This is a genomic window from Terasakiella brassicae (assembly GCF_014641495.1).
In the GTDB taxonomy this organism is placed as follows: Bacteria; Pseudomonadota; Alphaproteobacteria; order Rhodospirillales; family Terasakiellaceae; genus Terasakiella; species Terasakiella brassicae.
On the sequence record NZ_BMHV01000042.1, the window covers coordinates 1 to 11801 of the forward strand.

12 protein-coding genes are annotated in these 11801 nt (G+C 42.8%); 11 read left to right on the forward strand and 1 reads right to left on the reverse strand.

Annotation, left to right across the window (positions count from 1 at the left end; all coding sequences use genetic code 11):
* The first annotated feature begins 189 nt into the window (after nucleotides 1-189).
* Genes IEW74_RS16365 through IEW74_RS16380 form a run of 4 tightly spaced genes read left to right on the forward strand, consistent with a single transcriptional unit; the run spans nucleotide 190 to nucleotide 3436 of the window.
* On the forward strand, nucleotides 190-453 hold the full coding sequence (locus IEW74_RS16365; RefSeq protein WP_188667122.1) for a hypothetical protein: 264 nt from the start codon (nucleotides 190-192) through the stop codon (nucleotides 451-453).
* A complete protein-coding gene (locus tag IEW74_RS16370) occupies nucleotides 446-1180 on the forward strand; it encodes a hypothetical protein (protein ID WP_188667124.1) in 735 nt (244 codons plus the stop codon). Before IEW74_RS16365 ends, IEW74_RS16370 begins: the two co-directional genes overlap by 8 nt.
* A gap of 13 nt (nucleotides 1181-1193) precedes the next feature.
* Nucleotides 1194-2546, forward strand: coding sequence for a hypothetical protein (locus tag IEW74_RS16375; protein ID WP_188667126.1), 1353 nt, complete (start codon nucleotides 1194-1196; stop codon nucleotides 2544-2546).
* Nucleotides 2516-3436: a hypothetical protein gene (locus IEW74_RS16380; protein ID WP_188667128.1), complete on the forward strand. Its 921-nt coding sequence runs from the start codon at nucleotides 2516-2518 to the stop codon at nucleotides 3434-3436. The genes IEW74_RS16375 and IEW74_RS16380 overlap by 31 nt, the downstream gene beginning before the upstream one ends.
* 96 nt (nucleotides 3437-3532) lie before the next feature.
* Here IEW74_RS16380 and IEW74_RS16385 read toward each other — a convergent pair.
* Nucleotides 3533-4578, reverse strand: a protein-coding gene (locus tag IEW74_RS16385) for an IS630 family transposase (RefSeq protein ID WP_373283819.1) whose coding sequence is annotated in 2 segments (ribosomal slippage) — nucleotides 3533-4093 and nucleotides 4096-4578 — 1044 coding nt in all. Because the reading frame shifts where the segments join, the coding sequence is not laid out codon by codon here.
* A gap of 291 nt (nucleotides 4579-4869) precedes the next feature.
* Here IEW74_RS16385 and IEW74_RS16390 point away from each other — a divergent pair.
* Genes IEW74_RS16390 through IEW74_RS16420 form a run of 7 tightly spaced genes read left to right on the forward strand, consistent with a single transcriptional unit; the run spans nucleotide 4870 to nucleotide 11631 of the window.
* Nucleotides 4870-5658, forward strand: coding sequence for a hypothetical protein (locus IEW74_RS16390; RefSeq protein ID WP_188667130.1), 789 nt, complete (start codon nucleotides 4870-4872; stop codon nucleotides 5656-5658).
* A 16-nt stretch (nucleotides 5659-5674) separates the two neighbouring features.
* Complete coding sequence (locus IEW74_RS16395) at nucleotides 5675-6298, forward strand: hypothetical protein (protein ID WP_188667132.1); 624 nt, start codon at nucleotides 5675-5677, stop codon at nucleotides 6296-6298.
* 1 nt (nucleotide 6299) lies between these two features.
* On the forward strand, nucleotides 6300-7307 hold the full coding sequence (locus tag IEW74_RS16400; protein ID WP_188667134.1) for a vWA domain-containing protein: 1008 nt from the start codon (nucleotides 6300-6302) through the stop codon (nucleotides 7305-7307).
* A 2-nt stretch (nucleotides 7308-7309) separates the two neighbouring features.
* Nucleotides 7310-7981 (forward strand): DUF4230 domain-containing protein, encoded by a 672-nt coding sequence (locus tag IEW74_RS16405; RefSeq protein WP_188667135.1) that lies wholly within the window; start codon nucleotides 7310-7312, stop codon nucleotides 7979-7981.
* Nucleotides 7982-8032: 51 nt separating this feature from the next.
* Entirely contained in the window at nucleotides 8033-8785 is a 753-nt protein-coding gene (locus tag IEW74_RS16410) for a hypothetical protein (protein ID WP_188667137.1), read from the forward strand.
* Nucleotides 8778-10739 carry a type IV secretory system conjugative DNA transfer family protein gene (locus IEW74_RS16415; protein WP_188667139.1) on the forward strand — a complete coding sequence of 654 codons (1962 nt, stop codon included), beginning with the start codon at nucleotides 8778-8780 and terminating at the stop codon, nucleotides 10737-10739. The genes IEW74_RS16410 and IEW74_RS16415 overlap by 8 nt, the downstream gene beginning before the upstream one ends.
* A complete protein-coding gene (locus tag IEW74_RS16420; protein ID WP_188667141.1) occupies nucleotides 10687-11631 on the forward strand; it encodes a replication-relaxation family protein in 945 nt (314 codons plus the stop codon). Before IEW74_RS16415 ends, IEW74_RS16420 begins: the two co-directional genes overlap by 53 nt.
* The last annotated feature ends 170 nt before the right edge of the window (nucleotides 11632-11801 follow it).

Sequence of the window (11801 nt, forward strand, 5' to 3'; positions counted from 1 at the left end):
AAGCTACTTTGGCTTTGAAGTCGGCTGAATGGTTACGGCGTTTTGCCATCGGATAGTCCTTTTCAAAAACGGTTATCCCACCTTAACACCCTGTCCTGTTTTTGGGGACCATCTCTAGATACTGATAGCTTTTCAATAAAGTGTAATGCGTTTTCATTAATTAAGCATCATATTTATCATGATGAGGGAATGAGGCATGTCTATGTTGGGGTAGAGGTTCAAAATATTTCTGAAGATACTGATTTTGAGTTTCTATCAATGAGTATAATGGAGTTTTTCGTAACTCGATATGCCGTAAATCCAGAGATAGTTTCGGCAGGCAAGAAGTATGTTGACAGTGTCAAGGCGGCGACTGAAAGGCAGAATGCTACTGTGTCTTATGCCAATAATGTGTTTGCTTTAGAAAGTTTTAGAAACAAGACTGACAAAGATGATGGAGGTGAAAATGAGTGAGGATGGCGACGACAAAGTTAAATCTGACAGCACTGAGGAAACTCAAGGGAAAGTAGACTCCGAAAAGGAAGAGGCAGGAAGTCAGGATTCACAGGGGAAAGATAGGGGAGAAAATCAGTCTTTTTTCGAAGACGACTTTTCGGAATTCTTCAGTTTCGATGATGCAAAACGAGTTAAAGAAAAATTTTTAAAGGATAAACTGTCTGACGGTAGCTTTAAAGATGAACTTGAAAAGCGATTGAGAGCGGAACTTGAAGAAGATATTCCGGAATTGGTCGAACGAATTAATATCGGGCGATTGCGTGCAGATATGAAACTAACATCGATTGGCGCCAAAAAAGCTGTCGCTGATAAAGTCGCGGGAGTCCAGGTAGAGGCTTATCAGCATTTTATTCAGAGCCACTTAAAGCTCATGCACAGTATTGCTAGAGTTACCCGATCAATGAACCTCGGAAATGCGGAGATACATAATCTTCTTGCCGAACTGGATGGTGAAAAAGCTGTGGAAGTACCAGACTTGACGGATGCCTTGGTCGGATTTCAAGATCATTTGGACAAGTTGCCAAAGCATCTGGAAATCGTAATTAAGGAATTTCTTCAGACGCATGGTGACATGTTTAAAGTAATCAATAATGATCTTAAAGCTGTAAGCACAAGTATGTTCCAAGACATTTCAGCCGACCTGTTTGAGTTCATAGACTCAGGTTCAGACGAAAACGAACAATAATGCTGGATATATAATGAGCAATGAAGAATTGATCAAATCAGAAGAAGGATCTGGTAGAGACTTTCAAAAGGACTGGAATAAGGCGGATTGGTATTTAAAGGTCGTTGTGTTCGCAACGGTTTGTGTAAACATACTATCATTCGCTATCACAGGGAGTGGCTTGGAGAAATTTAATGCCTTCCCGGGGTCAATTCCTTTAGCTCCCTGGTTTCTGGCTTTTTTTATTCAGCTCGGCATTCTACTTTTTTATTTAGGACTGGATACAGGACGTCACGTTCTGAGATGGGATACTCCAGGCAATCGCTGGTGGAGTGCAGGGAAGCTTACATTGGTTATATTAGCTACTCTTGTTTCCATGTACTCCAACTTGTTTGCAATTTGGCAGAATCAAAGCAATATCGTTAATGCTCAGATCAGACCTTTGCTTGTCAGTTCTTTAAATAACTTAAAGGAATTGGAAACATCAATAGCTGATAATTATGCAAAATCTTTATCAAATTCCATTGATGACGTATATGGTCAAGCTCAAAATAGCTGGTGTGATGAAAAGTGTGAAAACTTGAAAGCAAAGTACAATGATTTGATTAGTAAATATACCCTGCTGTCAGCATACGTTAAGAATTCAACCCCTCCAATTCCATTTGCTGCACTTCCTACGAAAGGTGATCCCGAATTAGACCGTAAAATTAAAGAATTAAGAGAGGATATTGTTAATGTCTGGGAGGAACAAAAGCCGGATGTCGATATTCAAAAAATACTAGAAGCATTTACTTCAGAGTGTAATCTTGATGCAGATTACGAGCCGTTACCGAAACCTAACAATGGTTCTCTACAAACCTCAGATAGGGGGAAGGTTGAGTACGGTATTAAGTTACTTTTGAGTTGTTACCGGGATAATTATGCTAGGGCATTTTCAAAAACTAGCTTGTACTTAGAAAAGTTGGGTCAAGATGAAAATTCACAGGTTGAGATAATGAACCAAAATCACGCCAAGGTTTTGGCCACCTACGGTGAAGATTTTGTTTATAATCATAACGTAATATTTTTAAATTTTATCCAAGACCATAAGCTGTTCATGCTTTTTCCGGCGATGCTTGTTCTTGCGTTAGATGCTTCGTCTCTTTTGTTTTTTTTCTGTGCCAAACGGCATCGGGAAACAATCCATGAGAAACGTAGGCGAGCAGAAAAGGAACAAGAGGATGCCCGAGAGTATGAACGTATTCGCCGTGAAATGCTTTTTGAGGATTTAGACAACAGTGTCCACCAGCAATTTTTGCGAAAAATTCATTCTAGGCTATATAAGTTAGAAGAAGACGAACAGCAGGAACGCAAAAAATGGCACGACCCCCAATCCAACGGCAACTAGTTAACTCTCCTCAGGCGGTTCTGACGAAAGAACAGGCTATTGAATTTTTGCAATATCTTCAGGGGCTCAATGTTGAAGATGTGAGTTATTTTCAAGCGTGTGAGATTTATAAAAAATATACAACAGTTATATGTGAATTAATTGACGAAAGTGAGCGAGATAGGTATGATTCATACCTCACCCTTTGTAAAAGGGTGGTTCCGGAAAACGAGAGGCAATACGAGGCCTTTAAAAGTACTGCAAGCAATGTCTTTAGACAGCTACAGGACACATCCCAACATTTAATCTCATTAATATTGAATTCTACACCAGACTTACAGACGGTGCCTGATGTTAGTCCCGAAACTGAACAGGAACGGATATCTGCGCTAGAAATGCGGGTTGTTGAGCTTGAAGAACAAATAAATACGCTCAATCAGATCATTTCCGACAAGAATGAGGAAATCAAAAAACTGACAGGACAGGACGACCTTAATCCTGCGGATTTTGTAGATAGGGATAAAGATCCAGAAATCTTTGAACTCCTTTCTCATTTAATTGAATTGGACGAGAGTGCTAGGCAGGATGAACTTAAAAAAGTTTTTTCTAAAATACCCGTGTTTGATGGTGTACAAAAAAGTGGTATGTCCGGACTTGAGTTTTTGGAGAAAAAATGGGGCATATGGGTGAAAATTGGATGGGCGATTAAAGCTGATGTTCGACGTTATTCAGGGGCTGTCTTAATTCGGCAAATTGATCGTGAAATAAAGAAAAAAAAATTAGTATCAGAATCTGTTCTCCCATCGCGTCAGACAATCTCAGAAAAAGGAATATCATCACTTACAGATGATCAAATTCGACATGCACGAGCGAAGGCGATGCGAGAATATCGCCAAAGGAAGCAGGGATAAGCGTTAATGTGTAGTAGTGCAGACTTGATCTGACACATGCCCGTTTTGACTGGGCGACTGTTAGATTAGATCGGAACTATTACCAAAATGCTATTGCTATGACCTATGGGCCCAGTCCCTCATACCGATGGACATGATTTTCCATGGCTGATCGCACAGCAGGTTCCACGCATAGCAACAATGATCGACAATATCGTTGTATGACTTGAACACTCTGTTCGACAGCCAGTTGTCCCGCATAAATTGCCAGATATTCTCAACTGGATTGAGTTCAGGGGATTTTGGTGGCAAGGGCACAATGGTTATATTGTCAGGCACTTTCAGCTTTCCTGACGTATGCCATGCTGCCTGATCCATAATAATGACGGCATGTGCATTTTCGGCGATGCCCAAAGAGATTTCTTGGAGATGGAATTCCATCGCATATGTATTGCATTTGGGCATGACGATCCCTGCGGCTTTACCTTCTTTCGGACAGATCGCCCCAAAAATATAGGCTGAACGGTTCCGCAAGTCTTGAATAGCTTCGGGGCGTGTACCGCGTTTGGCCCAGCGCCGGGTCTGTTTATTATTTTGACCGATCCGGGCTTCATCCTGAAACCAGATTTCTATGTCTTTGCCCTGTGCCTTTTTTTGCTGGATTTCCGTCACTCCGGCTGGAAAGTTTTTTTGAAAGCCTCATTGGCTTCTTCATTGCATTGACGATGGCAGGGACGTGCCGAGAGTTTTCTCCAGCCTCTGGCCTGTAAAATTCCAAGACGCGATGTGGAAATCGAGATGCGATATTCTTCCCAAATCCATTGCGTCAAATCACACAAGCGCCATCGCACGACCGTGTGAATGGCAGGAGTTGGCCCTTTCTCAATAATATCTTCCAAGGCTTGAAGTTGATCTTCATTGAGCAAACACGGCTTTCTGCCAGCCAAGCCTTCGGGGCCTTCCTTGTTAAAACGCAAAAGCCAGTCGCGGATAATTTGCAGAGTGACATCACCCGTATTTGAGGCATCCGTTCGGGTACCACCGTCATAAATGACCGCCAAACTTAAAAGTCTCCGAGCCTGTGTGGCATCCGATGTTGATCTCGTCAATTTGCGAAGTTTTGTTGCGTTAAAATCATTTTGTAAAGGGATGGGGGCCGCCATAGAAAACTCCTATCGTTTTCTATGTTGAATCAGATTTCACCGCTTTTGTGAATCCCCTTTATGAGACAGCCCGAAAGCATTGTGGTATAATTCAGGCAACGCGCTGCAAATGACCTAAAGTATATTTACAATGAGACGATATTGAGTTATTGTACCCTCCATTAAATGAGGCGGCAATTTGCCGTGTTCAAATTATTGAATGGAGGTGACGCTATGTCGCAATACGCAAAATATTACGGAAATAAGTGGGGTACGAAGTCCTTTCTTGTATGCGTGAATGGATATCTAATCATGTCAACGTTGAGGTACTCAGCGCTTTCAATCGTAATTGCCGCCATAATGGTCCCCATACTCTTTTTTGCTCCAGATGCATTTTTTCGCGCATTACGCGAAAGAGACCCAGTAGGCATTATTATCTCTTCACTTGCTTTGCTCTCTGTTGCAGGCATGGAGGGGTTTTATGCATTCATGCGCATCAATCGAAATGCTCTTGGTTCAATCAATATGCAACCCAACATGACGGAAGTGATTACTTCAGGATTGATTGGTCTTCTATTTTTTACTGCAACCATGACATTGTCTTGGTGGCTTGATCGTTTGTATCAAAGCGAAATCCGTGATCTGAAAGCCGAAAAACAGTTGAAAATTCATAAGGCTAAACAGAGTGATGCACGTGAAAGTGCAAAAACTACAAAAATCGAAGAAGAAAGCCGGTTAACCAAAGAGAACGCGGAAGCTGACTGCCGCCATGAAGCTAAATTGTCCCGATCTCGCCGAGCTTTTGAGACGAAAGAGCTGAAAAAAGATAACGAATACACGGCGATGAGAAATGATTTCAACCGTGTTGAAGACCTCGCTAATCATCGTGCGGGTGCGTTGGAAGCCTTCGCGGCTTGTATGCATCGCATGGCAGAAGCAATGACTGATATTGTCGCATCTAGTCACAGCATTCAGCAAGCATTTGAACAACTTAAGAAAAACGGGATCCATCTGAACAGGGATCACGTGATTTGGGAGGATATGCCTTGGAGTTCTTCTGAAAAGGCAAAATCCCGCAATGATGATCATCGTATTGGTTAAAAATAGGAGAATCAAAATGAAGAAAGTTTTAGCAACACTTATTGCAGTTGTGTGTTTATCCGCATTCAACGCTTTAGCAGATCCTGCTGATCTGATTGTGATGGACACTAGCACAGCGTATCAGGATAAAGACCGTGCCGAAAACACCAAGAGAAACTTTTTAAGCGCGATCCTTTATGAAGATACTGGGTTGTTTGGTGGTTCTCGTGACATGGTCGTATATGCTTCAGATATTGCGGCGGCTGTGGTGGATGGCTCTAAAGCGAATGTTGAAAACAATCCCCAAGGGCTTCTGAGTGTCATTACACGCTGGCAGGGGTGCAATCGTCTTGACGCAACTTTGAAAGAAGTTGAGCGGCGTGTTCGTAAAATGAATACAGCAGAGCGTAGTGAAAGTAAGCTGTATATCTATACTCCCGGAATACAGGGTGATTCATGTGTTCGGGGCGAGACCACGGTATTGAGAGCAGACCGCAAACCGGATTTGAAACTCGACTTTTTCTTGAAAAATAATATCGAAATCAATGTGGTTTATCTGCATGAAGTGCAGTTGGAAGGATGGAACGAAATGCTGGATAATCAAGGCATTTCCGCCACGGTTCTGACCGATGTTGCCACCTCAGCAAAGTATGGGGGGTAATATGAAACGCTTTTTGAAGAGCTTTGCTACGGCTGTTTATGCCTTGTCTTCGGTAACTGTGTTTGCCGCCACGCCAACAGACCAAGGAGCCCAGAAAGTTATCTGGGCTCCTCAGACGGAGACTAAAATTGATTGGGAGGCTGGTATTTTACCGCCTCCCGCATTAACGGCTTCCGATAAGAAAATGATAGATTGGGCTAAGCGTTTTGCACCAACCGCCCAAAACGGAATGCCGACAAAACATTTTTCGGTTGATAAGAACAGCAAAACGGTAATTGGCAGTACTGATTACGAGATCATTCTTAGCGATACGAATTACGATGATGGTATGGTGGTTCGGTTTGCAAAAAACGGTAAACCGATTACTCACTTTCCGCCAGCGGATAGTCTTATCGTTCTTAATTATGCCACAGGGCAGGAAGTGAATTTTGCTCTCATGGATGGCAAAGGGCTTCTCAAAATTTCAATCATTTTGATGGTTGACTCAAGCGGTTCAATGGCACCTTTCAAAAAAGATGTTGAGAATGCTGTTAAGACCTTCAGCACAGCTCTTGGCGGCTCAACAAACTGTGGTCTCTATCTGTTTGACGAGAAAACCAACGAATTGGCAAATCAGAAAAATACGGATTGCTTGCGCATGTCGAAGTTAATGATATCCAAATATCATACCAAGGGTGGGGGCACTCACTTAGGGGAAGCCTTGGAAACTGGGTTTAAAAAGGCAAGCGAAGTGAAAAGCGATTTTACTGCTGTTGTTTTGATCAGTGATGGTGAGGATACAGCAAGTTATGATCCAAAAAAATTGTCGACATTAAAAGGGAATACACCTCTTTACACCTATTGGCTTAGTCATAATTCAGGTGGAGAACCCCCTGCAATTTTAAAACAGAATGCCGATGTTTATCTCGATTCATCCCGAGATGTTTTGATCAAAACTTTTATGGATGCGATTTCAAAACGCTATGCGGGTTTACGAGTCATTCAATTGACCAAGGCGAAAGGGAAATAGCTATGAACAAACTTCTGATGACAGCTTCTGCCGGAATTATTGCTATGCATGTAAATGTGGCTTACGCTCAACAGCAAAGCAGTTGGTGGGAAGATATTAAAACGGAGTTATGCTTCTTTTGTACCAATGTCAGCAAGGTGCGGAACCAAAGCCTGACAGCATTGGCTGAGCACGCTTCTCAAGACAAGCAACTTGTTACATTGGTGGTCGAGCAGACCCGCAAAATGATAGTCAAAAATGAAGACACAAGCCTTGATGGCTCTCTTGCCGCTCAAGTCAAGACGGCTGTTTCTAATCGTCTCTTTGCTAACAGTGTGGAGGCCGTAATCCCTGCACGTATCAGCCTTGGGATCGACCTTGCTGCCATCCAGCCGCAACACGTAACTGTCAACAACGGGAAATTGGTCATCAAATTGCCGGATGTAATTATAGTTGCGATAGAAGCCGATCTAAGTAATTCCAAATTGATTTCCGATTCAGGATTTTTAGTCCCCAAGCAACAGGAAACGGATATGCTTGTTGGGACTATAGCCTCGTATAAAAAGGCATTAGGGGGTGAAATTCTTCAAGATGCTAAACATGTCAAACATGCCAAAGAAGGGGCGGAAAAGGCAATCCGTGATATTTTGGAACCGCTTTTAACTGGTGGTGTCCAAATCCAATTTATCAGCTAATCGAAGTGTAGGGGGCTCTCTTGAGCCTCCTATTTCATTTGGGAGAGTGCAATGGAAATAATCTTTCCTTTTATTTTTTTGATTTTACTGATTTTCGTGGCGTGGAAAATTGCACGGTATTTTCTGCGAATTTTTGTGACAGGTGTGCAAGGAACGTATGAGCATCGCGAACAAATAATATCTGGTGCAGGCTTTGTGAGCCAAAAGCTATCTTGTTTTCTGCGATGGATAGGGAAGTTTGGGAAAATAATATCACGTTATGCGACAATTGAATCAAAATTTTCTCAGGTCAGAAAGTTAGACTTTAATGTAAATCAAGATAGAGAAAAATTACGGGAATTTCTCGAACTCTATCAACGTGACATTAGGCTTCATGATGAGACGCATCCCGCGATCATTAAGCTTCATGCGAGGGAACGGGAGTTGGTCAAATTTGAGCACGATCTTGGGGCAAAGAATGTTCTCTCATATCCTCTTCCTGAAATTATTCATGCTCTTACGTTGAAACTGGATAACATCAGCGAAAAAGACCTTCTGACACAATGTCATGGCGATCTGCTGAAAATTGCAATTGCGGTTCAAGCTGGATGTGAAGAAAACGGTTTGGTTACGCCTCAGGCTGGACGCAACGTTGCTGATTATATTGAGGAGGTGGATGCCACCGAGACGGTCATTGACCTCTACACCCAGAAAATTTCCCGTGTGCGCAAAGACCCGAACCTCTGTGAGGAAGAAAAGGTCACGAAGATTACGTATTTGCAACGCCTTTTGGCTAACCAGATGGGGAGGTTGGAAAATGCTTAAGAAAGCAAGTTCATTGAAGTTGAGGGCTCTGGGCAAAAAATCAACGGTTAAACCTGTTTCAATCGGTCAGATTGAAGGTGGCAATCAGCGTGTCACCATGTCGGCAATTGATCGTTATGCACATGCCCACATAGTAGGAAGTACAGGCACCGGGAAATCTAAACTCTTGGAACACATCGTGCGACAATGGTTGAATAGCCCAAATGGGATGTGTCTTATGGACCCGCACGGCTTGTTATACAAAGACTTGCTGATTTACATCTCAACCCAGCGTCCTGATTTAAGTGATCGTGTGATTTTATTCGATCCTGCGGGTGATGATGATAGCTTATTAGGGTTTAACCCGATCCCCAAGGGTGTAAGGAATATAGACTACATAACCAATATGATGATGACTTCAATCATTAAAAGCATGGGAGGAAAGCCAGAAGATTTTCCTCGCATTTCAACCATGCTTCGTCTTGTGTTTTATCCTATAATTAAGCACGAACTGACAATCCTAGAGACTGTGCCGTTCCTCTATCATCAGCATAAAGACAGACGTTTTGATCTTCTCAAGGGCATTTACAACGAACAGGTTTTAAGTGGCTGGGCAGATTTTGAAAAACTGCCACCGAAAGAACAGAAGAACTATATCGAAGGCCCGTCAAACTGCTTGGTCTCCTTCCTTGAGAACCATCGGGTGCGTGAGATAATAAGTCAGCGAGACACTGCCTTTGATCTTGCTGGGGTGATGGACTCTGGGAAAATTCTTCTGTGTAATCTGGCAGGAGGCAGTGAAATTCCCCGTGAGAACTGCCAGCTTCTAGGCATTATGCTTGTGAACGAATTTTTCCGAGTGGCGAAGTTGCGTGACCCTCACGATCCGAACTTGAAACCTTTCAATCTCATTATCGATGAGTTCGCCCAGTACGTGACCAGAGACATAGCCTATGCCCTTGAAGAGACACGGAAGTTTGGTCTTTTCTTGACGCTTGCCCACCAACACCTTGCCCAGCTTAAAAAGGAAGATGAATACCTCTATGCATCGGTTATGACGAACTGCAAGCATAAAATGGTGTTCGGCGGATTGAGTGTTGAAGACGCAACGATCATGTCTCAGGAAGTGATGACGGGCTTTCAAGATTTGAAACGCATCAAAGATGAAATCTATGTCACTAAAATGCGGCAAAGGGAAGTTGAGCGTACCGTCAAAGTCAATCTGAAGAGTAATGCGGTGACCAATGAAGAAGGCGGTGGTAGCAGTGAAGCGGAAAGCTCCGGCACTTCGGTGATGGACGGGAACAGTTCACAGGTTTCCAATAGTACGGATCAAAATCGTTCTAGCAAGAAGGCCAAAAACACACAAATCATGCATTCTCGTGATTATGGTGCGAGAGATCAAAAGAGATCTGGCAGCAGTGATGAAAGCACCTCTGGACAGCGTACAACGACTGGAAATGCCAAAACTCAGATGAACCAATACACGCAAAATACAGGGACGATTCATACGGATCATTCGAATTGGTCTCGGCGTGTAACTGAAGGACAGCAAGAGGGATTCAACATTATCCCCTTCCATGAAACGGAAGAATTCACTGAATTGGCCTCTCGCATATTCTGGTCGCTTGAAGAAATTCAGTATATGCAGATGGCTCGAATGAAAAATCTTGATACAGGCTATGCGTTGGTAAAGCTGAACGGTCAAAAACCTGTTGAGGTCAAAATAGATCATGTGAACTCGGTCTTTTACGATCCTGAACATACGCCGCAACGAGTAAAAGAATTTACTCAAGCTGTTATTCAAGCGCATGAAGGTTATTACAAATCTGCTTATGAAGCCCGGCTGTCTTATGAAACTCGCCAACGTGAATTATTCTCTGACGGTGAACCGTTGGTCTTTGACGAACCTCCTATCGTGATTGAACAGCCAAAAGAAGAAGCTGTTGAGGATGATAGCCCGTTCAATGTCTAAGACCTATCTGCCCCGTGATAAACGCCAAGATGTGCCTTTTTCACTGACAGAACGAGATATAGATATTCTTCGGGCAGTTAATCGGTATCGGTATTTGCAAACATCGCAGATACAGCGTTTGGTCTTTCCTGACAATAAAACCAAACAATCAACGGCACGGCGTTTAAAATATCTTTATCACGCAAAATACCTAGGGCGTATCCAGCCCTATATTGTGCCGGGAAAGGGCGGGGCGGAGGTTGCATACTTCCTTGATAGGAAGGGACAGGAATTGCTCACGGAAATGGGTGAGAAAGTTTCTATTTTTAAGAAATCTCATCAAGTGAAGACAATGTTTTTGCAACATGCGCTGGACTTGTCAGAGTTTCGTTTGAATGTTGAACTGGCACTGCAAAATCATTCGGTTGTGGAAATGGCTCGGTTTATCTGTGATTTTGAAATGAAAGGGCATGCGGATAAAGCGACGCGCCTCAAACGGTATAAATTATATCACGAAGTCTACCATCCCCTTTCGAAAGAACGGTATGTGGTTTACCCGGATGGCTTAATGATCCTTCAAGGTAAGGGTGAATATGCAAAAAAACAGCGTTTGTATTTTGTGGAAATTGACCGGGGAACTGAAACTCTCAGCACGATCCGAAAGAAGGTTATTGGCTACAACCTCTACCAACAGGAAAAAGTGCAGGATAAGTTTGGAAAATTTAAAAATTTTGTCGTGCTGATACAGACAAGTTCACAAAAGCGAGCTGCGAACATTCGCAAAAACCTCGTTGATCAACCCGGCAGTGAATTTGTCTATGTGACTTCTGTCGGTGAAGTTTTCTCCCATACCATTTTCAATGAACCGATTTGGTTGAACCATCAAAACCAAAGAGATTATCTTCTGAGCTAAATCCGAAAATGGGAAAAGCCAGCTATCCGAAGATAGGCTGGCTTTTATGAAGTTTGGACCCGTCCCCTAAAACTGGAGAGCACCTTCTGTTAAACTGAGATTTACAGGAGGAATAAATGAGTCTCAAAAAATCTGATGAATTTAAAAGCGAAGCCGTCCAGCTTGCACTG

What these genes read in the sequence shown, in the direction of transcription:
- IEW74_RS16365 (WP_188667122.1), top strand. Translation starts at nt 190, where the DNA reads ATGAGGCATGTCTATGTTGGGGTAGAGGTTCAAAATATTTCTGAAGAT.
- IEW74_RS16370 (WP_188667124.1), top strand. Translation starts at nt 446, where the DNA reads ATGAGTGAGGATGGCGACGACAAAGTTAAATCTGACAGCACTGAGGAA.
- IEW74_RS16375 (WP_188667126.1), top strand. Translation starts at nt 1,194, where the DNA reads ATGAGCAATGAAGAATTGATCAAATCAGAAGAAGGATCTGGTAGAGAC.
- IEW74_RS16380 (WP_188667128.1), top strand. Translation starts at nt 2,516, where the DNA reads ATGGCACGACCCCCAATCCAACGGCAACTAGTTAACTCTCCTCAGGCG.
- IEW74_RS16390 (WP_188667130.1), top strand. Translation starts at nt 4,870, where the DNA reads ATGTCAACGTTGAGGTACTCAGCGCTTTCAATCGTAATTGCCGCCATA.
- IEW74_RS16395 (WP_188667132.1), top strand. Translation starts at nt 5,675, where the DNA reads ATGAAGAAAGTTTTAGCAACACTTATTGCAGTTGTGTGTTTATCCGCA.
- IEW74_RS16400 (WP_188667134.1), top strand. Translation starts at nt 6,300, where the DNA reads ATGAAACGCTTTTTGAAGAGCTTTGCTACGGCTGTTTATGCCTTGTCT.
- IEW74_RS16405 (WP_188667135.1), top strand. Translation starts at nt 7,310, where the DNA reads ATGAACAAACTTCTGATGACAGCTTCTGCCGGAATTATTGCTATGCAT.
- IEW74_RS16410 (WP_188667137.1), top strand. Translation starts at nt 8,033, where the DNA reads ATGGAAATAATCTTTCCTTTTATTTTTTTGATTTTACTGATTTTCGTG.
- IEW74_RS16415 (WP_188667139.1), top strand. Translation starts at nt 8,778, where the DNA reads ATGCTTAAGAAAGCAAGTTCATTGAAGTTGAGGGCTCTGGGCAAAAAA.